The 22,321-nt window shown below is 67.7% G+C and carries 23 protein-coding genes; 7 read left to right on the top strand and 16 right to left on the bottom strand.

Annotated elements, in window-relative coordinates; all coding sequences use genetic code 11:
• Nucleotides 1-31: 31 nt before the first annotated feature.
• From J2S75_RS01330 to glyA, 4 genes are read right to left on the bottom strand one after another with little or no spacing between them, the layout of a single operon-like run.
• The gene (locus J2S75_RS01330) at nucleotides 32-622 is read right to left on the bottom strand and encodes a riboflavin synthase (protein ID WP_307017466.1); all 591 of its coding nucleotides are present in this window, start codon (nucleotides 620-622) and stop codon (nucleotides 32-34) included.
• Between the two features lies 1 nt (nucleotide 623).
• Entirely contained in the window at nucleotides 624-1,736 is a 1,113-nt protein-coding gene (gene ribD, locus J2S75_RS01325) for a bifunctional diaminohydroxyphosphoribosylaminopyrimidine deaminase/5-amino-6-(5-phosphoribosylamino)uracil reductase RibD (protein ID WP_370874066.1), read from the bottom strand.
• A 31-nt stretch (nucleotides 1,737-1,767) separates the two neighbouring features.
• A complete protein-coding gene (gene nrdR / locus J2S75_RS01320; RefSeq protein WP_307017463.1) occupies nucleotides 1,768-2,286 on the bottom strand; it encodes a transcriptional regulator NrdR in 519 nt (172 codons plus the stop codon).
• 9 nt (nucleotides 2,287-2,295) lie between these two features.
• Nucleotides 2,296-3,603, bottom strand: coding sequence for a serine hydroxymethyltransferase (glyA, locus tag J2S75_RS01315; protein WP_244376698.1), 1,308 nt, complete (start codon nucleotides 3,601-3,603; stop codon nucleotides 2,296-2,298).
• Nucleotides 3,604-3,842: 239 nt separating this feature from the next.
• On the opposite strand from glyA, the gene J2S75_RS01310 reads away from it, so the two are divergent.
• Entirely contained in the window at nucleotides 3,843-4,874 is a 1,032-nt protein-coding gene (locus tag J2S75_RS01310; protein WP_307017460.1) for a histone deacetylase family protein, read from the top strand.
• A gap of 15 nt (nucleotides 4,875-4,889) precedes the next feature.
• Here the strand turns inward: J2S75_RS01310 and ldtR are convergent, their stop codons facing one another.
• The 3 genes from ldtR to J2S75_RS01295 form a co-directional block, all read right to left on the bottom strand.
• A complete protein-coding gene (gene ldtR, locus J2S75_RS01305; RefSeq protein ID WP_244376700.1) occupies nucleotides 4,890-5,411 on the bottom strand; it encodes a transcriptional regulator LdtR in 522 nt (173 codons plus the stop codon).
• Nucleotides 5,412-5,553: 142 nt separating this feature from the next.
• Nucleotides 5,554-5,985 (bottom strand): DUF6163 family protein, encoded by a 432-nt coding sequence (locus tag J2S75_RS01300; protein ID WP_244376701.1) that lies wholly within the window; start codon nucleotides 5,983-5,985, stop codon nucleotides 5,554-5,556.
• Nucleotides 5,986-6,010: 25 nt separating this feature from the next.
• The gene (locus J2S75_RS01295; RefSeq protein ID WP_307017458.1) at nucleotides 6,011-7,072 is read right to left on the bottom strand and encodes an enoyl-CoA hydratase/isomerase family protein; all 1,062 of its coding nucleotides are present in this window, start codon (nucleotides 7,070-7,072) and stop codon (nucleotides 6,011-6,013) included.
• Nucleotides 7,073-7,321: 249 nt separating this feature from the next.
• Here J2S75_RS01295 and hemB point away from each other — a divergent pair, with 249 nt between their 5' ends.
• The 6 genes from hemB to J2S75_RS01265 all read left to right on the top strand — a co-directional run bounded on the left by hemB (nucleotide 7,322) and on the right by J2S75_RS01265 (nucleotide 14,547).
• On the top strand, nucleotides 7,322-8,383 hold the full coding sequence (gene hemB / locus J2S75_RS01290) for a porphobilinogen synthase (RefSeq protein WP_244376704.1): 1,062 nt from the start codon (nucleotides 7,322-7,324) through the stop codon (nucleotides 8,381-8,383).
• A gap of 20 nt (nucleotides 8,384-8,403) precedes the next feature.
• On the top strand, nucleotides 8,404-9,744 hold the full coding sequence (locus J2S75_RS01285) for a branched-chain amino acid ABC transporter permease (RefSeq protein ID WP_307017455.1): 1,341 nt from the start codon (nucleotides 8,404-8,406) through the stop codon (nucleotides 9,742-9,744).
• Nucleotides 9,745-9,752: 8 nt separating this feature from the next.
• Nucleotides 9,753-10,979 carry a threonine ammonia-lyase gene (locus J2S75_RS01280; protein ID WP_307017453.1) on the top strand — a complete coding sequence of 409 codons (1,227 nt, stop codon included), beginning with the start codon at nucleotides 9,753-9,755 and terminating at the stop codon, nucleotides 10,977-10,979.
• Between the two features lie 75 nt (nucleotides 10,980-11,054).
• Nucleotides 11,055-11,570 carry an RDD family protein gene (locus J2S75_RS01275; RefSeq protein WP_307017451.1) on the top strand — a complete coding sequence of 172 codons (516 nt, stop codon included), beginning with the start codon at nucleotides 11,055-11,057 and terminating at the stop codon, nucleotides 11,568-11,570.
• Nucleotides 11,571-11,653: 83 nt separating this feature from the next.
• Nucleotides 11,654-12,403, top strand: coding sequence for an arginyltransferase (locus tag J2S75_RS01270; protein WP_307017449.1), 750 nt, complete (start codon nucleotides 11,654-11,656; stop codon nucleotides 12,401-12,403).
• 125 nt (nucleotides 12,404-12,528) lie between these two features.
• On the top strand, nucleotides 12,529-14,547 hold the full coding sequence (locus J2S75_RS01265) for a PhoX family protein (protein WP_307017447.1): 2,019 nt from the start codon (nucleotides 12,529-12,531) through the stop codon (nucleotides 14,545-14,547).
• Nucleotides 14,548-14,650: 103 nt separating this feature from the next.
• Here the strand turns inward: J2S75_RS01265 and parC are convergent, their stop codons facing one another.
• The 9 genes from parC to J2S75_RS01220 all read right to left on the bottom strand — a co-directional run bounded on the left by parC (nucleotide 14,651) and on the right by J2S75_RS01220 (nucleotide 22,275).
• Complete coding sequence (gene parC / locus J2S75_RS01260) at nucleotides 14,651-16,885, bottom strand: DNA topoisomerase IV subunit A (protein ID WP_307017445.1); 2,235 nt, start codon at nucleotides 16,883-16,885, stop codon at nucleotides 14,651-14,653.
• Nucleotides 16,886-16,942: 57 nt separating this feature from the next.
• Complete coding sequence (recO, locus tag J2S75_RS01255; RefSeq protein WP_307017442.1) at nucleotides 16,943-17,671, bottom strand: DNA repair protein RecO; 729 nt, start codon at nucleotides 17,669-17,671, stop codon at nucleotides 16,943-16,945.
• A 9-nt stretch (nucleotides 17,672-17,680) separates the two neighbouring features.
• On the bottom strand, nucleotides 17,681-18,616 hold the full coding sequence (gene era / locus J2S75_RS01250) for a GTPase Era (protein WP_307017440.1): 936 nt from the start codon (nucleotides 18,614-18,616) through the stop codon (nucleotides 17,681-17,683).
• Entirely contained in the window at nucleotides 18,613-19,332 is a 720-nt protein-coding gene (rnc, locus tag J2S75_RS01245) for a ribonuclease III (protein ID WP_370874078.1), read from the bottom strand. The genes era and rnc overlap by 4 nt, the downstream gene beginning before the upstream one ends.
• On the bottom strand, nucleotides 19,329-20,084 hold the full coding sequence (lepB, locus tag J2S75_RS01240) for a signal peptidase I (RefSeq protein WP_244376714.1): 756 nt from the start codon (nucleotides 20,082-20,084) through the stop codon (nucleotides 19,329-19,331). Before lepB ends, rnc begins: the two co-directional genes overlap by 4 nt.
• 133 nt (nucleotides 20,085-20,217) lie before the next feature.
• Nucleotides 20,218-20,628 (bottom strand): holo-ACP synthase, encoded by a 411-nt coding sequence (acpS, locus tag J2S75_RS01235; RefSeq protein ID WP_307017436.1) that lies wholly within the window; start codon nucleotides 20,626-20,628, stop codon nucleotides 20,218-20,220.
• Between the two features lie 13 nt (nucleotides 20,629-20,641).
• Nucleotides 20,642-21,418 carry a pyridoxine 5'-phosphate synthase gene (locus tag J2S75_RS01230; RefSeq protein WP_307017434.1) on the bottom strand — a complete coding sequence of 259 codons (777 nt, stop codon included), beginning with the start codon at nucleotides 21,416-21,418 and terminating at the stop codon, nucleotides 20,642-20,644.
• Nucleotides 21,415-22,008 carry an orotate phosphoribosyltransferase gene (gene pyrE / locus J2S75_RS01225; RefSeq protein WP_307017432.1) on the bottom strand — a complete coding sequence of 198 codons (594 nt, stop codon included), beginning with the start codon at nucleotides 22,006-22,008 and terminating at the stop codon, nucleotides 21,415-21,417. The genes J2S75_RS01230 and pyrE overlap by 4 nt, the downstream gene beginning before the upstream one ends.
• A 78-nt stretch (nucleotides 22,009-22,086) precedes the next feature.
• Nucleotides 22,087-22,275 (bottom strand): CsbD family protein, encoded by a 189-nt coding sequence (locus J2S75_RS01220; RefSeq protein WP_307017431.1) that lies wholly within the window; start codon nucleotides 22,273-22,275, stop codon nucleotides 22,087-22,089.
• Nucleotides 22,276-22,321 lie beyond the last annotated feature (46 nt).

Here is a 22,321-nt window from a genome sequence, read left to right as displayed (position 1 = left end):
ATGAGCTGACAGAGCCGACGACGTACAGGCGTCAACGGAACTCCGCAAGCCGCGCGGCGTAACGGGCCATCATGTCGACTTCGATATTGACACGGCTCCCCGCCTGCACCGCGTCCCAGGTGGTGTGCGCCAGCGTGTGCGGAATGAGCAGGCAGGAGAAGCGGGTGCCATCCACCGTGTTCACCGTCAGCGACGTGCCGTCGAGCGTCACCGAGCCCTTGACGGCGATGAAGGGCGCCAGCGCGGCCGGTGCGTCGAAGGTGAAGCGTGTCGTTTCGCCCAGGTCCTCGCGTGCCACGACCTCAGCGACGCCGTCGACATGGCCCTGCACGATATGGCCGCCCAATTCGTCGCCGATCTTCAGCGCGCGTTCGAGATTGAGCCGCCCGCCGACGCTCCAGTCGCTTGCCGTGGTGACGGCGAGCGTCTCCGGCGCCGCCTCGACCTCGAAGGCGTCGGGCTGCAGCGCCACCACGGTGAGGCAGACGCCGGAACAGGCGATGGAGGCGCCGAGGTCGATACTGGCGGTATCGTAGCGGGTGGCGATGGTCAGCCGCCGCACGTCGTGCCGGGGCTCGACCGCACGCAGGGTTCCGATGTCGGTGACGATGCCCGTGAACATTCTAGCGACGCCTCATGATGCGCAGGCGGTCACCGCCCTGCTGTTCCTCATCCACCGTGCAGAGATAGTCATCGAGCGCGGAAAGCGGCAGTCCCTCCAGCGCGTCCAGCGCCTCGGCCCCGAGAAAGGACGGAGCCTCGAACAGGTTCACCTCATCCACCAATCCGGCGGCGACGAAAGAGGCGGCGATGCGCGGCCCCGCCTCGACCATGATCCGCGTGAGACCGCGCAGAGCCAGCAGCTTCAAAACCTCATCGAGCGCAAGCCCGCCCTCGGGCCGGCGTCGCACCCGCATCACCTCGATGCCCATCGCCCCCAGCATCGCCTCGGGCGCGGCCGGGGCGTCTTCTGCGGCAATGACCCAGAGGGGGGCGACATCGAGGCTGCGCGCCAGCGCGCTGGTGGGAGAGAGCCGCAGATCGGCGTCGAGCACAATGCGCAGCGGCGAACGGTGCGTCATGCCCGGCAGGCGGCAGGTGAGCAGCGGATCGTCCGCCAGCACCGTACCGATGCCAGTGAGCACTGCGTCATGGGTGGCGCGCAGCATGTGGACGCGATCGCGCACAAGCGGGCCGGTGATCGCCACCGGCCGACGCCCGGAGAGCCCCACCTTGCCATCGGCGGACACCGCCATCTTCAGCATGATGTGCGGGCGCCCCTCGGTGACGCGGCGGATATGGCCGGCATGGTCGATCAGCGCCTGCACCGCCCCGGTGCCGACATCGACCCTGAGTCCCGCCTCGCGCAGGATGGAGAAGCCCCGGCCGGCGACGCGGAAATCGGGATCCTGCACCGCTGCGACCACGCGGGCGATACCCGCCGCGCGCACCGCATCGACACAGGGCGGCGTACCGCCATGATGCGAGCAGGGTTCCAGCGTGACATAGAGCGTGGCGCCGCGCGCGCCCTCCCCGGCCTGCGCAAGCGCCTGCGGCTCGGCATGGGGGCGTCCGCCGAGCGAGGTCCAGCCCCGGCCAAGCACGATAGGGCCGCGCGGGGCTTCACGCACGACAAGCGCACCGACCGCCGGATTGGGCCAGGTATGTCCACGCTCGCGCCGGCCGATGCTGAGCGCGGCCGCCATCAGGGAGTCGTCCGTGGCGGATGCGGTCATGGCGCGGAGAAGCGAACTCGAAGCCCGGGCATCAATCGTCGAGTCCGGGGTCGCGCGGGCGCCGGGCGGCCAGATCGTCGCTCGCACCGCCTTCCACGAGACGCGGCTCCAGCTCGCCGAGCAGCGTCTCGAAATCCTTGGCCTCGCGGAAATTGCGGTAGACGGAGGCGAAGCGGACATAGGCGACGTCGTCGAGCTGCTTGAGGCTCTCCATCACCCGCTCGCCGATCATCTCGGAAGTGATCTCGCTCTCGCCCATGCTCTCCAGCCGGCGGACGAGCCCGGAGACCAGCCGCTCCACCCGCTCCGGCTCGACCGGGCGCTTCCTCAGCGCCACCTCGATGGAGCGGGCAAGCTTGTCGCGGTCGAACGGCACGCGGCGGCCGGAGCGCTTCAGCACGGTGAGTTCCCGCAGCTGCACGCGCTCGAAAGTGGTGAAGCGGCCGCCGCAATCCGGGCAGATGCGGCGGCGCCTGATGGCGGCGCTGTCCTCGGTAGGACGGGAATCCTTGACCTGGGTGTCGAGGCTTCCGCAATAAGGACAGCGCATCGTTGGGCCTCAGCTGTAGAGCGGATAGCGGGCGAGCAGATCGGCCACCTTGCCCCGTACCGCCGCCTCCACGAGGCTATCCTCGTCGACGCCCTTCTGCGAGAGCACGTCGAGCACTTCGGCAATCATGTCGCCAACCTGCTGGAACTCGGCCACACCGAAGCCGCGCGTCGTGCCCGCCGGGGTGCCGAGGCGGATGCCTGACGTGACGAACGGCTTCTCGGGATCGAACGGGATGCCGTTCTTGTTGGTGGTGATGTGCGCGCGGCCGAGCGCGATTTCCGACACCTTGCCGGTGAGCTTCTTCGGGCGAAGATCGACCAGCATGAGGTGCGTGTCGGTGCCGCCGGAGACGATCTCGAAGCCGTGGCCCTTGAGGTTTTCCGCCAGAGCCTTCGCGTTCTCGACCACGTTCTTCGCGTAGACCTTGAACTCCGGCTGCAGCGCCTCGCCGAAGGCCACCGCCTTCGCTGCGATGACATGCATCAGCGGGCCACCCTGGATGCCGGGGAAGATGGCGGAGTTGAACTTCTTCGCCAGGTCCTCGTCATTGGTGAGGATCATGCCGCCGCGCGGGCCGCGCAGGGTCTTGTGGGTGGTGGTGGTCACCACATGGGCGTGCGGCACCGGGTTCGGGTGAACCCCGCCCGCCACCAGACCCGCGAAATGGGCCATGTCAACCATGAGATAGGCGCCGACCGAATCGGCGATCTCGCGCATCTTCGCGAAGTCGATATGGCGGGGATAGGCCGAGCCGCCGGCGATCAGCACCTTCGGCTTGTGCTCGTCGGCGAGCTTGGCGACCTCTTCATAGTCGATGCGCTGGTCGTCGCGACGCACATTATAGGGGATGGGCTTGAACCACTTGCCCGACAGGCTGACCGGCGCGCCATGGGTCAGGTGACCGCCGGCGGCGAGGTTGAGGCCGAGGAAGGCGTCGCCCGGCTGCATCAGCGCGAAGAACACCGCCGTGTTGGCCTGCGCGCCGGAATGCGGCTGCACATTGGCGAAACCGGCGCCGAACAGCTTCTTGGCGCGGTCGATGGCGAGCTGCTCGGCCACGTCGACATACTGACAACCGCCATAATAGCGGCGCCCGGGATAGCCCTCGGCATATTTGTTGGTGAGCACGGAGCCCTGCGCTTCGAGCACGGCGCGCGAGACGATGTTCTCGGACGCGATGAGCTCGATCTCGTCGCGCTGGCGACCGAGCTCGGCGGTGATGGCGCCGGCGAGCTCCGGATCGGTCTCCGACAGCGGTGCCGAGAAGAAGCGGTTGGTGAATTCAGCGGAAGAAGCGTGAGCTTCGGACGACATAGACCGGCCTCCCTGGGCGGTGGCGATGCCTCCCGGCCGGCGGCGTGCCGACCGCGAAATCGAGGCGGGTCGCTTAGCACAGCACCCCCATCTTTCAAAGCACGCGGCCGCAGGGGTGCCTTGCATCGAGGCGGCAGCCGCAGCGGAAGGGCGCGACACCGGCGCCCTCAGGTGATGACAGCGCGCGGGGCCGGCGCGTATCGTCGCGCCCTCACCTTTCCGCGAATCCGGGTCCTGCCATGAAGATCATTCACTCGCCGCGCCATCTCGGCCATTCCGGCCATGTCGAACTGATGAACGGCCGGGTGGTGCCGGCTTTCGAGAAGCCCGAGCGGGTGGCGATGATTCTCAACGCCATCGGCGAGCGGCCCTTCGGCACGCTGATCGAGCCGGCGGCGCATGGTCTCGACCCGCTGATGAAGGTGCATGACGAGGACTATGTGCGCTTCCTCGGTGAGGCCTGGAAGCTGTGGACGGCGGATGGGCGCGACTTTCCGGCCCTGCCGAGCTTCTGGCGCGCGCCCGGCATGCGCACCGACATCGTGCCGAAGACCATCGACGGCAAGCTCGGCCATTATTCCTTCGACGCCGGCTGCTGCATGGTGGCGGGTACCTGGGACGCGGTGCAGGCGGCCGCCGATATCGCCCTGACCGGTGTCGATCTCGTTGCCGGTGGCGAGAAGTCAGCCTTCTCCCTGTGCCGTCCGCCCGGCCACCACGCCCATGCCGGCACGATGGGCGGCTATTGCTTCATCAACAATGCCGCCGTCGCGGCCCAGAGCTTCCGCGACCGTGGCGCGGCGCGGGTCGCCATTCTCGATGTCGACTACCATCACGGCAACGGCACGCAGGCGATCTTCTATGACCGCCCGGATGTGCTGGTGTGCAACATCCACGCCGACCCGCTGCAGGAATTTCCGTATTTCCTCGGTTTCGCCGACGAGACCGGCGCCGGTGCCGGCGAGGGCTTCAACGCCAACTACCCCCTGCCCTGGGGCACGGACTATACCGGCTGGAGTGCGGCGCTGGACGCGGCCTGCGCGCGGATCGAGGCCTTCGGCGCGGATGTGGTCGTCGTGTCGCTCGGCGTCGACACCTACAAGGAAGACCCGATCTCGCAGTTTCTCCTCGACAGCCCGGATTACCTGAAGATCGGCGCCCGCATCGCCGCCCTCGCCCGGCCGACCCTGTTCGTGATGGAGGGCGGCTATGCCGTCGAGGCCATTGGCGTCAATGTCGCCAACACGCTGGAAGGCTTCCTTCAGCGCTAGCCGGTGAAGGGCCGATCAGAGCCGATAGAGGATCTGGTCGGTCCAGAACCGCTCGAGCCGGTTCAGCGCCTTGTTGAGCTGCTGGAACTCCTGCGGACCGATGCCGCCAATCTGCTCGATTGTGACGAGATGTTTGGCGTGGAGACCTTCGACGATATCGCGGACCTCCACGCCCTTTTCGGTGAGGCGGATGCGCACCGCGCGTCGGTCCACCCGCGAGCGGCGGTGGTCGAGAAAGCCGGTCTCCACCAGCTTCTTCAGATTGTAGGAGACATTGGCGCCGAGATAATAGCCGCGGGTGCGCAGCTCGGCGGCGGTGAGCTCGGAATCGCCGATGTTGAACAGGAGCAGCGCCTGCACGGCGTTGATGTCCTCGCGCCCGCGCCGGTCGAGTTCGTCCTTCACCACATCCAGCAGCCGGCGGTGGAGGCGTTCCACCAGCGTGACGGCTTCCCGGTAGAGCGGACGGATCGATTCCCGACGCTCCTCTCCGGCCTCGTTGATGCTGACGACATTGGCCGCCTGACCTGCGCGCATTTTTCGTACCCCGGCCTCAGAATTGGGGATTGTTCCCTCTCGTGAGGCGGCAAGTCTCGCGGCGGCGGAGCTAAGATCGGTTTAAGCGAAAGGCTGAATCCTTCGTCACCGCAACGGGTTAACGAAAGCTAAAGAGCGAGCGTCAGCGCTCGCTCTCGCGCGCGGCCTTGTAGGTGAGGAAGGCGTAGCCGGCGACGAGGATCGTCTCCAGCGCGGCCACGATCATCAGCCGGCCGACGCCTTCGGGCGCGGAGGCGTTGATCAGAATCTGCACCATCGCCGTCACCAGCCAGAGCACCACCCCCCAGGAGGCGCCGAGCCAGAGGCCGACGGCGGCCACCGGGTTCATGATCGCCGCCCAGATCACCGCCGACTTGGCAGCGAGGGAAATCATCTCGAACCGGCTCATGTCGCCGTCCCAGACGCCGCAGATCAGCGTCCAGCTATAGACGGTCTTCACCATGAGGAAGCCGGCGAGGCAGCGCAGATAGAGGATCACACGCGACTGCCAGAGCGGCATGCGGGCGCCGGCCGGGCCGAGCGTGGCGTCGATGGGGTCGTAGGGCGAACTCATTCCGCTTGCATACTCCAAATCGCGCTCAGGCAAGCAGCAATTCGTCGTCGAGCGGCGTATCGAACAACGCGGCGATGGCGGCGGGGTCGATGTCCTCCAGCCGGGCGGGCTGCCAGAGCGGCTTCTGGTCCTTGTCCACCAGCAGCGCGCGCACCCCCTCGAAGAAGTCCGGACGGTCGAGCAGCCGCGTCACCAGCCGGAATTCGAGGCCGAGGCAGCCGGCGAGATCGGATCCGAGCCCGCGCTGCATCTGCTGGAAGGCGATGTGCACGCTGGTGGGCGAGGCGCGGCGGATGGTTTCCAGCTGGAGGCGGGCGAAGTCTGCCGCCTCGCCCTCACCTTCCCCCACCTTCTCCAGGGCGACGACGATCGCCGCCAGCGAGCCGCCGGCGAAGATGCGGTCGATATGCGGGTAGAGGCTGGCGAGTTCCGGCGCCGGCGGGCGCACCGCCGCCCGGGCGAGGACCGTCTCCATCACCTCTCCGGCCACCAGCGCATCGATAAGCCCGGGCCAGCGCGCCACGGGAATGTGATGGGTATACAGACCCAGCGCCACCGCATCCGCCATGCCGATGCGCGCGCCGGTCATGGCGAGCCAGGTCCCGCTCCAGCCCGGCAGGCGCGGCAGAACGAAGGTGCCGCCGACATCGGGGAACAGGCCAATGGCGACCTCCGGCATGGCGAAGCCGAGCCGTTCGCCGGCCACGCGGTAGCGCCCATGGCCGGAAAGGCCGAATCCGCCACCGAAGCACAGACCGTCGACCAGCGACGCGAAGGGTTTGGGATAGCGCGCGATGAGATAGTCGAGCGCGTATTCGTCGCGCCAGTACTGCCGCGCCTCTTCCTTGCGGCCGGTGCGGCCGAGCTCGGCCATGGCGCGCACATCGCCGCCGACGCAGAAGGCCCGCTCATGCGCCGAGCGCAGTACCACATGGGCGATCGTGGGATCGTCGATCCAGCGGCGCAGCGTCGCGTCCATGGCGCGCACCATGGGATGGTCGAGCGCGTTCAGTGCCCGGGGACGGTCGAGCGTAACGAGGCCCAGGGCGCCGCGCTGCTCGAAGCTGATGCCGATATCCGTCGTCACGTCGATCCTGCCTCGCCGCTTTCCGTACCCTGCCACTTAGGCTTTTCCGCGCCGTCCGCAAAGCCGCACGTCCCTCACCGCTCTTGCCGCGTCAACATGCCCCGCGATGCGAAGGCGGGCTTATACGCAATCACACGGGTGAAGAGGTCGCGCGCGGCGTCGTATGGAGCTATAACCATTCGAAAGTGCCGCGCCGGAGGCGACGCGGCGGGATCCGGTTCACCGCCGAGCGTCTTCGCGAGCATGTCCATGACCATTCCCTTCGCCCGTCCGCGCCCCGTCCATCCCGAGCCCTCCGGCCGGCCGGATTCCTCCTCGAAGCTCGATCTGCTGCAGCGCCCCCGGCGCAATCGCAAATCCGAATGGGCGCGCCAGCTGCTGCGCGAGAACACGCTCACCGTCGCCGATCTCATCTGGCCGATCTTCGTCAAGGACGGGCATGGCGAGCGTACCGCCATCGGCTCCATGCCGGGCGTCGAGCGACTCAGTGTCGATGAAGCGGTGCGCGAGGCGGAGCGGGCGGCGCGGCTCGGCATTCCGGCACTGGCGCTGTTCCCCTACACCGACCCGGCGCTGCGTACGGCCGACGGGCGCGAGGCGCTCAACTCCGGCAATCTCGTCTGCCGCACCCTGCGGGCGATCAAGGACGCCGTGCCGGAGATCGGCCTCATCACCGATGTGGCGCTCGACCCCTACACCAGCCATGGCCATGACGGTCTGCTCGACACGCAGGGCCGCATCCTCAATGACGAGACGGTGGCCGTGCTGGTGGAGCAGGCACTGGTGCAGGCGGAAGCCGGCGCCGATGTCATCGCCCCCTCGGACATGATGGACGGGCGCGTCGGCGCCATCCGGCGGGCGCTCGACGGCGAGGGCCATCACGACGCGCAGATCCTCGCCTACAGCGCCAAATACGCCTCCGCCTTCTACGGGCCGTTCCGCGACGCGGTCGGTTCCACCGGCTGCCTCAAGGGCGACAAGCGCACCTATCAGATGGACCCCGCCAACGGCATGGAGGCGCTGCGCGAGGCGGCGCTCGACATCGAAGAAGGCGCGGACATGTTGATGGTCAAGCCCGGCCTCCCCTATCTCGACATTGTCTACCGGCTGAAGGAGACCTTCGGCCTGCCGACCTTCGCCTATCAGGTGTCGGGCGAGTACGCGATGATCGAGGCCGCCGCCCGCAATGGCTGGCTCGACGGCGAGAAGGCGATGATGGAAAGCCTGATGGCGTTCAAGCGCGCGGGTGCCGACGGCATCCTCACCTATTTCGCCCCGCGCGTGGCGGAAAAGCTCGCCCGCGAAGCCTGACGGCGGCGGGCGCCGCCGCCATGGCCGGCCACCCGCAGGGCTGCTTGCGGCTGTCGCTGATGATGTGCGGCCTCGCCCTGCTGCTGGTGGGCTGCGGCTCGGTGATCGACGCGGATCAAGCCCGGCTGTGCCGTGCGGCGGCCGTCGCCCTGCATGACGACGACACCGACATCACCGAGACCCAGCTGGGGCCGCTGCGCAGCGACCCGGCGGCGCTGCGTTACAGCTACCGCACCCGCTCCGCCCTCGGCAGCGCCCCGCATGAACTCATCTGCCACTTCGCCGCCCAAACCGGTGCCGGCCGTTTCGACCTGGTTGCGCTGGTCGCCGATGGCCGGCCGCTGGGCGAGGTCAAGCTCTACATCCTCAAGCGCTGGTGGCTGGATGATAATCGGAACGAGGTCGGGGGGCGGCCGGTTCTCCGCGTCGACCCGCAGGGGGCGTACTGGCTGCAGCAGGCGCTGGGCGGCATCGTGATGATGGGTGTCTATGGGCTCATCGCGTCTGGCTTCGCGCTGGTGCACGGGCTGTTCGGCCGCATCAACCTTGCCTTTGGCGAGATCGCCGTGGCCGGCGGGGTCTATATGCTGATCGCGTTCAGCTTCGCGGGCGCCCTCGGCCGGATCGATCCGGCCGGGCTGACGGCGGCGCTGCTCGCCGGTGTCGCCGGCGCGGCGCTTCTGAGCTGGGTGATCGGACGCACTGTGATCGTGCCGATCCTCGCCCGCGCCCGTTCGCCGCAGCCCGTGCTGATTGCGACGCTGGCGGTGGCCATCGTGCTCACCGAGCTGTTCCGCCTCACGTCCGCCGCGCGCGAGAACTGGCTGCCGGCCCTGTTCAACCGGCCGATCTATCTGGCGGGCGAAGCCGGCTTCATCGCCACCGTGACACCGGCGCAACTGCTCGCCGCCGGGCTGACACTCAGCGGCATTTCGCTGCTGCTCGGCCTCATCCGCTTCACCGGCTACGGACGTGCCTGGCGCGCCCATGCCGACGATCCGCTGATGGCGGCGATGGTCGGCATTCACGTTCCCCGGCTCGTTGGCGCCACTTTTGCGCTGGCGGGAGGCTGCGCCGGGCTTGCGGGAGTGGCCATGGTCGTGGCCTATGGAACGATTACACCCGGCGACGGGCTGTCAATGACGCTCAAAGCCTTGATTTCGGCAATTATTGGCGGCATTGGCTCCGTGCCGGGCGCCCTGCTGGGCGCCGTTCTCGTCGCCGGCGTCGAAATCGTGTGGTCGTCCGCCTTCGATATCGCGTATCGCGACGTGGTGATCTATTCCCTTCTGGTGGCCGTTCTCATTCTGCGGCCGGGAGGCCTTCTCCAGCGTGCGGCACCTTCGCCGCGAGAATTCTGAGTGGTTCGATGACTTTGCCCGTAACCCCCGCCGATGTCGCCGCCGCACGCAAGTTGCTGGATGGCGCGGTGCTGCGCACGCCTACCCTGCCGGCGCCGCGCCTTTCGGCGATTACGGGCGCGCATGTCTATGTGAAATACGAAAACCTTCAGGTGACGGCGAGCTTCAAGGAGCGCGGCGCGCTGACCAAGCTCGCCAGCCTTTCGCCACAGGAGCGCGCCGCTGGCGTCGTCGCCATGTCGGCCGGCAACCATGCGCAGGCCGTGGCCTATCACGCCGCCCGCCTTGGCATCCGCGCCACCATCGTGATGCCTAAGCACACGCCTATCGTGAAAGTGGCGGCCACCGAGGCGCATGGCGCGCGGGTGGTGCTGCATGGCGAATCCGTCGGCGATGCCTCGGAAGAGGCGGACCGCATCGCCCAGTCCGAACATCTGGTCTGGGTCCACCCCTATGATGACCGCCATGTGATCGCGGGCCAGGGCTCGATCGCCGCCGAGATGCTGGAGGACGCGCCGGACCTCGACTCGCTGCTCGTGCCGGTCGGCGGCGGCGGCATGATCTCCGGTATGGCGGTCGCTGCCCGCGACATGCGGCCGGACATCGAGATCGTCGGCGTCGAGACCCGGCTCTATCCCTCCATGTGGAACGCGCTGCACCAGCAGTCGCTGCCCTGCGAGGGCGCGACGCTGGCGGAAGGCATCGCGGTGAAGCAGGCGGGCACGCTGACGCGCGAGCTCGTCTCGGCGCTTGTGTCGGACGTGGTACTGGTGGGCGAGCCGACCATCGAGCGCGCGGTGAACCTGTTCCTGACCCAGCAGAAGACGCTGGCCGAGGGCGCCGGCGCGGCCGGCCTCGCCGCCCTGCTCGCCGATCCCGACCGCTATCGCGGCCGCAAGGTCGGGCTGGTGGTGTCGGGCGGCAATATCGACCCGCGCATCGTCGCCTCGATCATGATGCGCGAATTGGAGCGCGAGGAACGCATCGTTTCCTTCCGCTTCTCCATGCTCGACCGGCCGGGCGAACTCGGCATCATCGCCAGCCTGCTCGGTGGCCTCGGGGCGAACATCCTGGAAGTGGAGCACAAGCGCCATTTCCTCGACGTGCATGCCAAGGGCGCGCGGCTCGACGTGACCGTGGAAACGCGCGACCGCGCCCATGCCGACGAGGTGTACCGCGCGCTGATCGAGAACGGCATGGATGTGGTGCGGGTGGACTGGCAGTCCGCCAACTGACCGCGAGCGACGTGGCGCGGTGCCCTTGCTTGCACCGCGAACGCCCCCCACCTGACGCTCCGGGAGGAAACCGGCATGTTCGACACCAGCGATGACGGGGCGATGCGGCCCAATGCCTTCGATCCGCTCGTCGAGCCGGAATATTTCCGGGACGTGCTGTTTCGGCGTTTCATTGCCTTCATCATCGACACGGTGCTGATCTGCGTGCCGGTCGGCATGGCGGCGCTGCTGATTTTCGTCTTCGGCTTCCTCACTTTCGGCCTCGGCTGGTTCCTGTTCAGCCTGCTGGGGCCCGGCTATGTGGTCTGGGCGCTGGTCTATGTCGGGCTGACCCTCGGCGGGCCGCGCTCGGCCACCATCGGCATGCGGGCCATGGGCCTGGAGATGCGGCTCTGGCACGGCGCGCCGATGACCCCGATGCTGGCGGTTGTCAGCCTGGTGCTGTTCTGGGTATCGGTGAGCGTGTTCACGCCCTTCGTCACCGTCATCGGCCTGCTCAACCGCCGCAAGCGGCTGGCGCACGACTTCATCATCGGCACTGTCGTCACCAATAATGACGAACGGGCCGGCGAATTGCGCGGCTATCGCTGACATTCGCGTTGAAGGGCGCAGCCAGGCTTTGACGTCGCGCCCGCGTCGCGCGATCCTTGCCGCCTTCGCAATGTGAACCCGCCGTGACCGAACATTCGCGCGACACACCGCAGTTCTACCTGACCGCTCCCTCGCCCTGCCCCTATCTGCCGGGCCGGCTGGAGCGTAAGGTCTTTACGCATCTGGTCGGTGAGCGCGCCACCCAGCTCAATGATGTGCTGACTCATGGCGGCTTCCGGCGCAGCCAGTCCATCGCCTATCGCCCCGCCTGCGAGCAGTGCCGCGCCTGCGTCTCGGTGCGTGTCTGCGTCGATGATTTCCGCGAGAGCCGCAGTTTTCGCCGCGTGCGTCAGGCCAATGCCGATCTCATCGGCGACATCCGCGCCGCCATCCCCACCGCCGAGCAATATTCGCTGTTCCGCGGCTATCTCGACAGCCGGCATTCGGATGGCGGCATGGCGGACATGACCGTGCTGGACTACGCCATGATGGTGGAGGACAGCCATGTCCGCACCCGGCTGATCGAGTATCGCCGCCACGGGCCCGGCACGGCGATCAGCGGGCGGGGCCAGGGCGCGCTCTACGGCGTGGCGCTGACCGACGTGCTCGCGGATGGCCTGTCCATGGTCTATTCCTTCTACGACCCGGAAGAGATCACCCGTTCGCTCGGCACCTATATGATCCTCGATCACATCGCCAAGGCGAAGGCGATGGGGCTTCCTTACGTCTATCTCGGCTATTGGGTCGAGGGGTCGGACAAGATGAGCTACAAGCGCCGCTTCCTGCCGCAGGAGCGCCTCGCCCCCTCCGGCTGGTTGCGGGTAGAGGAGTAGGTCGCCGCGCCGTCATATGACAGAATGATGCCCATGCGGCACCGGCGTCATCGGGATGTGACGGAGCGGCACTAGCTGTCTGGAACGCTTCCAATCCGGAGCGGGACAGATTGCCGGAGCCCCCCATGACCGACAACTCCCTCGACCCCGTACACGAATCCCCCTTCCGCACCAGCCTGCTCGAAGAGGCCGATGGCGCGGGCAGCAACCCGACGTTCAACCCGACCATGGGCGAGCTGATCTCGCTCCGCTTCTCCCGTCGCGGGCTCTTGAAGGGCTCGCTCGCCGTTTCCGCTATCGCCGCCACTGTCGGCCCGGCGGCCCTGCTGACCGCCGAGAAGGCGCAGGCCGCCACGGATGGCGTCGCGGCCAATGGCTCGGCCTTCAGCTTCGTCGAGGTTGAGGCCGGCGTCGATGAAACCCATCACGTCGCCGAAGGCTATGACGCCGAGGTGCTGCTGCGCTGGGGCGACCCGCTGTTCCCCGACTCCCCCGCCTTCGACCCGAAGAACCAGACCGCCGAGGCCCAGCGCCGGCAGTTCGGTTACAATAACGATTATGTCGGCTTCATCCCGCTCGGCGGCTCGTCCGCGCATGGCCTGCTGGTGGTGAATCACGAATACACCAATGAGCACCTCATGTTCCCCGGCATCGTCAGCGTCACGGATGGCAAGCTGAAGGTGGCGCCGGCGGACAAGACCCGCGTCGATATCGAGATGGCGGCCCATGGCGGCACCATCGTCGAAATCCGCAAGGTCGACGGCAAATGGCAGGTGGTGCGCGAGGGCAAGCTGAACCGCCGCATCACCTCGACCACGCCGATGCAGGTCACCGGCCCCGCTGCCGGCAGCGACCGGCTGAAGACGGCGGAAGACCCCACCGGAACCAAGGTGCTCGGCACGCTGAACAATTGCGCCGGCGGCGTCACGCCCTGGGGTACCTATGTGATGGCCGAGGAGAATTTCCACGGCTACTTCCTCGGCAAGCTGCCCGAGGGCCACAAGGAGGCCGCCAATTACAAGCGCTACGGCGTGCCGGAGGGCGCCTATGAGTGGGGCAACATCTACCCCCGCTTCGACCTTGCCAAGGAGCCGAACGAGCCGAACCGCTTCGGCTGGATTGTCGAAGTCGATGTGAACGACCCCAATTCGGTGCCGAAAAAGCGCACCGCCCTCGGCCGCTTCAAGCATGAGGGCGCCGAGTCCATCGTCGCCAAGGATGGCCGCGTCGTTTTCTATCTCGGCGACGATGAGCGTTTCGACTATGTCTACAAATTCGTCACCGCCGGCACGTTCAACCCGAATGACCGCGCCGCCAATATGGACCTGCTGGATTCCGGCACGCTCTATGTCGCCAAGTTCGACGCCGACGGCGCGCTGGAATGGATGCCGCTGGTGTTCGGGCAAGGCCCGCTGACCGCCGCCAACGGCTTCGCCAGCCAGGCCGATGTGCTGATCGAGACCCGCCGCGCCGCCGATCTGCTCGGCGCCACCAAGATGGACCGCCCCGAAGACGTCCAGCCGAACGGCGTCAACGGCAAGGTCTATGTGATGCTGACCAACAATACCCGCCGCAAGGACGAGCAGGTCGACGCCGCCAATCCCCGCGCCAAGAACGCCTTCGGCCATATCATCGAGATCGCCGAGGCGGATGGCGACTTCGCCGCCACCAAGGGCAAATGGGAAGTGCTGCTGAAGTGCGGCGACCCCTCGGTAGCCTCCGTCGGGGCCTCCTTCTCCACGGACACCACCCGCAATGGCTGGTTCGGCATGCCGGATAATTGCGCGGTCGATTCCGCCGGCCGGCTCTGGGTGTCGACCGATGGCAACAGCCCCAAGGACACCGGCCGCACGGATGGTCTGTGGGCGGTAGACACGGAAGGCGGTGCGCGCGCGACCTCCAAGCTGTTCTTCCGCGTGCCGGTGGGCGCGGAACTGTGCGGGCCGCTTTTCACCCCGGATGACCGCACCGCCTTCGTCGCCGTGCAGCATCCCGGCGATGGCGGCACCGACTGGGCGCCGTTCGGCCGGCCGTCCTATTACGAGGACCTCTCCACCCGCTGGCCGGACTTCAAGAACGACATGCCTGTGCGCCCGGCCGTGGTGGTGATCACCAAGAAGGATGGCGGCGTCATCGGCTCGTGAGCCGAGGCTTGCTGCTGGACCTAAGCCCTCTCCCTCACAGGGAGAGGGCGCTGTCCGCACTTCCTCTTACCGGCTTGACGACGGGTGTCGCTCCCGCGCCGCCTCAGCCGAACTTGTTGTTGCGCGGGAAACCCTTGGGCGGCAGGCGGCCGGCTCCGGCGCGCTCGCCGCGCCATTCCGTGAGGTCGGTCACGGTCCAGGTGCGGCCGGACGTGTCGGTCCAGGTGAGGCCATCGGCGGCGGCGAAGACCTTCACGTCGCTCATCGCGCCGTCCTTGTAGCGCTGCAACCGCACGCCGCGTCCACGGGTCATTTCCGGGATCTGGGTGAGCGGGAACACCAGCAGCTTGCGGTTCTCGCCGATGACCGCGACGCTGTCGCCCGTCGCCACCACGACCTTGGCCGCCTCCTGCGCGTCGACGCCCAGCACCTGCTTGCCCTTGCGGGTATTGGCGAGGCAGTCATCCTCGGAGACGAGGAAGCCGCGCCCCTCCTTGGCAGCGACCAGCAGGCGCCGCCCGCCCTGATAGGGCAGCACGTGGAGGATATCCGCCTCCTGCTCCAATTCGATGGACAGCCGTAGCGGCTCGCCATGGCCGCGCCCGCCCGGCAGCTTCGACGCATCGAGCGTGTAGAAGCGGCCATTGGTGGCGAACACCAGCAGCTTCGCTGTCGTCTCGGTGAAGAAGCTGATTTTCAGCCGGTCATCGCCCTTGAAGACAAGCGAGGAGAGATCGGCCACATGGCCCTTCAGCGCGCGGATCCAGCCCTTTTCCGACACCACGACGGTGATCGGCTCGCGCTCCACCAGCGCCTCGATCACCGCATCCGCCTTGTGGGCGGACGCCTCACCGAAGGTGGTGCGGCGGCGCCCGAGCGGGGTGTCGGGCGCGAAGCGCTTGCGCGTCTCCGCGAGCTGGCCGGCAACGGCCTTCCACTGGCGCGCTTCCGAGCCGAGCAGTTTCTCCAGCCCGTCCTTCTCCTTGGACAGGGCGTCGTGTTCCTTGCGGATCTCGAATTCTTCGAGCTTGCGCAGGCTGCGCAGGCGCATGTTGAGGATGGCCTCGGCCTGCACATCGGTCAGCTCGAACCGGGCCATCAGCGCGGGCTTGGGCTCATCCTCCTCGCGGATGATGCGGATCACCTCGTCGAGGTTGAGATAGGCGATGAGGTAGCCGCCGAGCACTTCCAGCCGGTGCTCGATCTCCGCGAGGCGGTGGCGCGAGCGGCGCAGCAGCACCTCGCGGCGATGGTCGACCCATTCGCGCAGCGCCTCCACGAGGCTCACCACCTTCGGCACCTGCCCGCCGACCAGCACGTTCATGTTGAGCGGAAAGCGCGTCTCCAGCTCGGTGACGCGGAACAGGCTTTCCATCAGCAGTTCGGCGTCGACATTCCGCGCGCGCGGCTCGAGCACCAGGCGCACATCTTCCGCGCTCTCGTCGCGCACATCGGCGAGAAGCGGCAGCTTCTTCTCGTTCAGCAGGTCGGCGATCTTCTCCACCAGGCGCGATTTCGGCACGCCATAGGGAATCTCGGTGACGACGACGACATAGGTGCCGCGCCCGGTCTCTTCCTTCTCCCAGCGCGCCCGCAGCCGGAAGCCGCCGCGCCCGGTGGCGTAGGCGTCGGCCATGGAGGACGGCGATTCGATGATGACCCCGCCCGTAGGAAAGTCAGGACCCTGGACGAATTTCAGCAGGTCGTCCGTGGTGGCGTTCGGGTTCTCGATCAGGTGCAGGCTGGCGTCGATCAGCTCGGCCGCGTTGTGCGGCGGGATCGAGGTCGCCATGCCAACCGCGATGCCGGTTGAGCCATTGGCCAGCAGATTGGGGAAGGCGCCCGGCATGACGACGGGTTCTTCCGTCGTGCCGTCATAGTTCGGGCGGAAATCGACCGCGTCCTCGTCGATGCCGTCGAGGATCAGCCGCGCCACTTCGGTCAGCCGGGCTTCGGTGTAGCGCTCGGCGGCGGCGTTGTCGCCGTCGATATTGCCGAAATTGCCCTGCCCGTCGACCAGCGGGTAGCGCTGGGAAAAGTCCTGGGCGAGGCGCACCATGGCGTCGTAGATCGCCGCATTGCCGTGCGGGTGGAACGAGCCCATCACGTCGCCGACGATCTTCGCGCTCTTGCGGAAGCCGCCGCCGGGGTCGAGGCGCAACAGGCGCATACCGTAGAGAATGCGGCGATGCACGGGCTTCAGCCCGTCGCGCGCATCCGGCAGGGCGCGGTGCATGATGGTCGACAGCGCATAGGCGAGGTAGCGCTCTTCAAGCGCCGCCTTCAGCCCGATCGGCTCGATCGTGCCATCATCGGTCGGAATCGGTGGCTCACCCATGCCCCTTGCTAGCGCGAAGCGCCCTGCGGAACAAGACGCGAACGCGCGGCCGGAAAGCTATCCACCGGGCCGTTTCAACGCCGCGAGCAGCGAGGCGCGGGCATCGGGCAGCGGCAGGCCGCGCGGGTCGAACACCCGGCGGGCGAGGAAATGGCCGGTGAGCGCGAAGGCCGCCTCCACATCCTCCGGCAGCGGCGGCTCGGCGACCTCGGCGATAAGGAAATAGGGCAAGGCGAACAGCTGCGCCTGCCAGGGCGCGCCGGCGTCGCGGCTCACCGCGCGGCCGGATTTCGGCGAGACATAGAGCAGGTCGTTGCGCCCGCCGGTGGCGGCGCAGCGCTCCAGATCGAGACCGAAGCCGAGTTCGGCCAGCATGATCAGCTCGAAGCGGGCGATCATCATGCCGGTGAGCCGCTGATGGTCGAGATGGGCGACCATGGTGGCGAGCATGGCGTGCAGCGCCGGGTGCGGATCGCGTTCGGGCAGCAGGCGAACAAGACTGCCGATGTGGCTGAGCGCAAAGGCGGAATGAGCACGACCCATGAGCCTGCCCGCATGCGCGGCGGTCACTTCCAGCGCGAAGGTTCCGAGATGCTCGTCAAGCCGGGCGTGCCAGTTGGCCCGCACCTCGTTGCCCGGCTGCAGCGCGGCCGCCTGACGCCGCGACCCGCCGCCGCGCACCAGGCCGAGATGCCGGCCATGGGCGGCGGTCATCAACTCGACGATGGCATTGGCCTCGCCGTGCCGCCGCACGCCGAGAATGATGCCCTCGTCGGACCACTCCATCGGGCGGCCTCACTCCTGCGGGAATTCCAGCCCCATCTCACGGTAGCGTGCGGGATCGTCGGCCCAGTTCTCGCGCACCTTGACGAACAGGAACAGATGCACCGGCGCCTCGACGATCTCGGTCAGTTCCTTGCGCGCGGCCATGGAGATGGCCTTGATGGTCTCGCCGGACTTGCCGAGCACGATCTTCCGCTGGCTCTCGCGCTCGACGAAGATGGTCTGTTCGATACGCACCGATCCGTCCTTGCGCTCCTGCCAGGAGTCGGTCTCGACGGTGGAACGGTAGGGCAGTTCCTCATGCAGCCGGTGGAACAGCTTCTCGCGCGTGATCTCGGCCGCGAGCGAGCGCATCGGCGCGTCGGAAATCTGGTCTTCCGGGTAGAGCCACGGACCGAGCGGCAAGAGTTGCGCCAGCCACTGGCGCAGTTCCTTCAGCCCGTCGCCGGCCAGCGCGGAAACCATGAACAGCCGGTCGAAGCTGATGAGCTCGGCGACCTTGGCGGCGAGCTCCAGCAGGCTCTCGCGCTTCACCAGGTCGATCTTGTTGAGCAGGATCGCGCGCGGCCGCTTCACATCGGCCAGACCGCGAATGATCGCCTGCACGTCCTCGGTCAGGCCGGCGCGGGCGTCGATCAGCAGCACCACGGCGTCGGCATCGCCCGCCCCGCTCCAGGCGGAGCGCACCATCGCCTTTTCCAGCCGGCGCTTCGGCGCGAAGATGCCGGGCGTGTCCACCAGCACGATCTGCGTCGCGCCCTCAATCGCGATGCCGCGCACCAGTGCGCGGGTGGTCTGCACCTTGTGCGAGACGATGGATACTTTGGTGCCCACCAACGCATTGGTCAGCGTCGATTTGCCGGCATTGGGCGTGCCGATGAGGGCGACAAAGCCGCAGCGCGTGGTCTCGGCCGCGGCTTCGGGAGTTTCTTCGATGGTGTCGTTCATGGTGTGACCCGTTGGAGAAACGCCGCAGCGGCGGTCTTCTGAGCGTTCTGCTTGGAGGAGCCGGTCGCCTCGACCGGCTCGAAGCCCGGCACGTCGACGGCAATGCGGAATTCGGGATTATGGTCGGGCCCGGACCGCTCGACCAGCCGGTAATGCGGCGGCGGCAGGCCCCGGCCCTGCGCCCATTCCTGCAAGGCGGTCTTGGGGTCGCGGGCGGAGCTTCCGGGGGTGGAGAGGCGGGCGCGCCAGAAGCGCTCCACCATCGCCTCGGCGGCGGCAAAGCCGGCGTCGAGATAGACCGCCGCCAGCACCGCCTCCACCACATCGGCGAGGATGGCGGGGCGCTCGCGCCCGCCGGAGCGATCCTCGCCGGCGCCGAGCCGCAGATGCGGGCCGAGCCCCATGGCGAGCGCCACCTCGGCGCAGGCTTCCTCGCAGACGAGATCGGCGAGGCGGCGCGACAGCTCGCCTTCCTCCGCCTGCGGGAAGGCGCGGTAGAGCATGTCGGAGACGATCAGCCCCAGCACATGGTCGCCGAGGAATTCGAGCCGCTGATAGGAGCGCACCCGCGCCTTCGAACCCTGGGCGCCGGTGACGGCGCTGATATGGGTGAGCGCGAGCCGCAGATGCGCGCGGTCTGCAAAGACATGGCCGAGCGCCGCTTCGAGCGCGTCGAGGCCGGCGTCGTCGGCGACGCGGTTCTTGCCGCGCGTCATCGCACGAAGGTGAAGAGACGGTCCCAGCGCACCGTCCACGGCCACTTCCAGAACTGCCAGGCCGCGTCGCCTTCCTTCACCGAGAAGAAAATGACCTGCGCGCGGCCGATCAGGTTCTCATAGGGCACATAGCCGACCTGGCTCAAAACGCGGCTGTCGGTGGAATTGTCGCGGTTGTCGCCCATCATGAAATAGTGGCCGGGCGGCACCTTGTAGACATCAGTATTGTCGTAGAACCCGTTCTCGACGAGATCGAGCGTGTAGTAGCTCACCCCATTGGGCAGCGTCTCGGTCCAGCGCTTCACGCGCTCCACCCGGCCATTGCCCTCGTCGTCCATCCAGTAGCCGGCATCCTCGCGCTTCACCGGCACGCCATTGATGTGCAGCAGTCCGCCGATCATCTGGATCTCGTCGCCGGGCAAGCCGATGACCCGCTTGATGTAATCCGTGCTCTCGTCGCGCGGCAGCTTGAACACCACCACATCGCCGCGATTGGGCGTGGAGCCGAGAATGCGCCCGTCGAACAGCGGCGGCGACAGCGGCAGGGAGAAGCGGCTGTAGCCATAGCTGTATTTGGAGACGAAGAGATAATCGCCGACCAGCAGCGTCTCCTTCATCGACCCGGAGGGGATGTTGAAGGGCTGAAACAGAAAGGTGCGGATCAGCAGGGCGATCAGAAACGCCTGAAGGATGACCTTCACGGTTTCGCCGAGGCCGCCTTCCTGCTTCTTCGGTTCGGTGGTGGACGTCATGTTGCCTTCCGGTGCGCTCAGCGGCACGGCATGCGCCGCGCGAGGCGGCCGTGCGGCTCCTATAGCCGCTCAATCCAGCGGCGGCAACGCGGCCCGCTCACGATCGCACGAGGTGACGCGTCGGCAGCGCCGCTTATCCGCCGCTGGCGACCGGAACCGCGCTGATGATGACGAAGGCCTGCGCCAGCGGGCCGTCATCGGTAATGGTCAGGTCGATGCGCGCCTCATGGCCGGCGGGCGTAATCGCGTCGAGGCGTGCCTTGGCCCCGCCGGTGAGATTCATGGTCGGCCGGCCGGAGGGCAGGTTGACCACGCCCATATCCCTCCAGAACACGCCCTGCGCCAGCCCGGTACCGAGCGCCTTGGCGCAGGCCTCCTTGGCGGCGAAGCGCTTGGCGTAGCTTTCGGCCCGGCGGGCGCGGCGATCGGACTTGGCGCGCTCCACCGGGGTGAACACCCGGTCGAGGAAGCGTTCGCCGTGCCGCTCGAGCACTTCGGCCACGCGCCGCACGTCGGTGATGTCGGAGCCGATGCCGAGGATCACGCCCTGCTCTCCCTCACGCCGCCTGCGGCGCCCCAATACGGGCCCGCCCGCGCGCCATGGCCGCCCGCATCTGGCGCACCGCTCCTTCCAGCCCGACGAAGATGGATTCGCCGATGAGGAAATGGCCGATATTGAGTTCGCGGATCGGCTCGACGGCCGCCATCACTTCCGCCGTGGCGAAGTCCAGCCCGTGGCCGGCGTGAATTTCCAGCCCCAGCGCGCTGCCCTGCCCCGCCGCCGCGATCAGCCGCGCCAGTTCGGCCTCGGCTTTGTCCGTCTCGCCGGCGGCGAGAAACTCGCACCAGGCGCCGGTGTGAAGCTCGATCACCGCGGCGCCGATATCGGCGGCGCGCGCGATCTGCTCGGCGTCCGGCGCCACGAACAGCGAGACGCGAATGCCGGCCGCGCCGAGCTGTTCCACCTTGTGGGCGAGATCGATGCCGCCGCCGATGACATCGAGCCCGCCTTCGGTGGTGCGCTCCTCGCGCCGCTCCGGCACAAGGCAGGCGGCGTGCGGGCGCTGCTCAAGGGCGATGGCGACCATCTCGTCGGTCGCCGCCATCTCGAAATTCAGCGGCACCGTCAGTTGCTCGCGCAGGCGCCGCATGTCGCTGTCGCGAATATGGCGGCGGTCCTCGCGCAGATGGGCGGTGATGCCGTCGGCCCCGGCGGCGCAGGCCAGCTGGGCGGCGCGCACGGGATCGGGCAGATCGCCGCCGCGCGCATTGCGGATGGTGGCGACGTGGTCGACATTCACGCCGAGGCGGATGGGGGGAACGATGGCAGTCACGCCTTCACCCCCTGAATGCCGCGCGAACCCGGCTTCACCGCCGGCAACGCCGCCAGTTCCGGCGGCAGCGCATCGGCGGGATAGGCGGGAATGTCGAGCTTCGCCAGCGCCACCAGCGGCACGCCGAGATCGGCCTTGCCGTTGGAACGGTCGATGAGGCAGGCGGCGCCGACGACATTGGACGTGTGTTCGGCAATCGCGGCGAGACATTCGCGCGAGGACAGGCCGGTGGTGATGATGTCTTCCACCATCAGCACCCGGGCCTCGGGCGGAATGGTGAAGCCGCGGCGCAGCTGGAAGGTGCCGCCTTCGCGTTCCACAAACACCGCCATGGCGCCGAGCTGCCGGGCCGTTTCATAGCCGGGGACGATGCCGCCGACGGCGGGCGAGACCACATAATCGATCTTGCCGAACGCCGCCTGCGCCTTATCAGCCAGCGCCTTGCACAGCCGGGCGGTCCGCACGGGATCCTGGAAGATGAACATCTTCTGCAGGAAAACCGGGCTGCGCAGGCCGGAGGAGAGAATGAAATGCCCTTCCAGCAGCGCACCCGCCGCACGGAACTCGGCCACCACCTCGTCTTGTGTCATCGCGAAAGCCCGGAGCAGGTTACGGAACGGGTCGCGTGATAGCCCATAAGGACCGCCGCGTCACCCTTCCGTCACGTCTCAGGCGCGGGCGACCGAGCCCTCGCGTTCCGCGCGGCTGCGGGCTTTGGCACAGGCCAGCGCGGCTTCGCCGGCAAGCTGCTCGACCCGGGCGCTGGCGACGCGGTGCGCGTCGCCGGCCAGCCGCCCCCAGAACGCCTTGGCGGCACCCGACACGATACGGACATTGGCCTGAATCTGTTCGGTCATCGGTGTCTCCTGCAGTGGCGTCATGGGACTGCCGAGGAAACGCCAA

Origin of the sequence: Ancylobacter polymorphus (assembly GCF_030813495.1) — a bacterium.
Classification (GTDB): Bacteria; Pseudomonadota; Alphaproteobacteria; order Rhizobiales; family Xanthobacteraceae; genus Ancylobacter; species Ancylobacter polymorphus.
The sequence above is the reverse complement of the archived record's forward strand: the minus strand, read 5'-3'. Positions and strand labels throughout refer to the sequence as shown.

What these genes read in the sequence shown, in the direction of transcription:
- parC (WP_307017445.1), bottom strand. Translation starts at nt 16,885, where the DNA reads ATGGGTGAGCCACCGATTCCGACCGATGATGGCACGATCGAGCCGATC.
- glyA (WP_244376698.1), bottom strand. Translation starts at nt 3,603, where the DNA reads ATGTCGTCCGAAGCTCACGCTTCTTCCGCTGAATTCACCAACCGCTTC.
- J2S75_RS01265 (WP_307017447.1), top strand. Translation starts at nt 12,529, where the DNA reads ATGACCGACAACTCCCTCGACCCCGTACACGAATCCCCCTTCCGCACC.
- hemB (WP_244376704.1), top strand. Translation starts at nt 7,322, where the DNA reads ATGACCATTCCCTTCGCCCGTCCGCGCCCCGTCCATCCCGAGCCCTCC.
- ribD (WP_370874066.1), bottom strand. Translation starts at nt 1,736, where the DNA reads ATGACCGCATCCGCCACGGACGACTCCCTGATGGCGGCCGCGCTCAGC.
- J2S75_RS01300 (WP_244376701.1), bottom strand. Translation starts at nt 5,985, where the DNA reads ATGAGTTCGCCCTACGACCCCATCGACGCCACGCTCGGCCCGGCCGGC.
- pyrE (WP_307017432.1), bottom strand. Translation starts at nt 22,008, where the DNA reads ATGACACAAGACGAGGTGGTGGCCGAGTTCCGTGCGGCGGGTGCGCTG.
- J2S75_RS01280 (WP_307017453.1), top strand. Translation starts at nt 9,753, where the DNA reads ATGACTTTGCCCGTAACCCCCGCCGATGTCGCCGCCGCACGCAAGTTG.
- J2S75_RS01220 (WP_307017431.1), bottom strand. Translation starts at nt 22,275, where the DNA reads ATGACCGAACAGATTCAGGCCAATGTCCGTATCGTGTCGGGTGCCGCC.
- nrdR (WP_307017463.1), bottom strand. Translation starts at nt 2,286, where the DNA reads ATGCGCTGTCCTTATTGCGGAAGCCTCGACACCCAGGTCAAGGATTCC.
- ldtR (WP_244376700.1), bottom strand. Translation starts at nt 5,411, where the DNA reads ATGCGCGCAGGTCAGGCGGCCAATGTCGTCAGCATCAACGAGGCCGGA.
- J2S75_RS01275 (WP_307017451.1), top strand. Translation starts at nt 11,055, where the DNA reads ATGTTCGACACCAGCGATGACGGGGCGATGCGGCCCAATGCCTTCGAT.
- rnc (WP_370874078.1), bottom strand. Translation starts at nt 19,332, where the DNA reads ATGACGCGCGGCAAGAACCGCGTCGCCGACGACGCCGGCCTCGACGCG.
- era (WP_307017440.1), bottom strand. Translation starts at nt 18,616, where the DNA reads ATGAACGACACCATCGAAGAAACTCCCGAAGCCGCGGCCGAGACCACG.
- J2S75_RS01310 (WP_307017460.1), top strand. Translation starts at nt 3,843, where the DNA reads ATGAAGATCATTCACTCGCCGCGCCATCTCGGCCATTCCGGCCATGTC.
- J2S75_RS01330 (WP_307017466.1), bottom strand. Translation starts at nt 622, where the DNA reads ATGTTCACGGGCATCGTCACCGACATCGGAACCCTGCGTGCGGTCGAG.
- recO (WP_307017442.1), bottom strand. Translation starts at nt 17,671, where the DNA reads ATGGAGTGGTCCGACGAGGGCATCATTCTCGGCGTGCGGCGGCACGGC.
- lepB (WP_244376714.1), bottom strand. Translation starts at nt 20,084, where the DNA reads ATGACGTCCACCACCGAACCGAAGAAGCAGGAAGGCGGCCTCGGCGAA.
- J2S75_RS01285 (WP_307017455.1), top strand. Translation starts at nt 8,404, where the DNA reads ATGGCCGGCCACCCGCAGGGCTGCTTGCGGCTGTCGCTGATGATGTGC.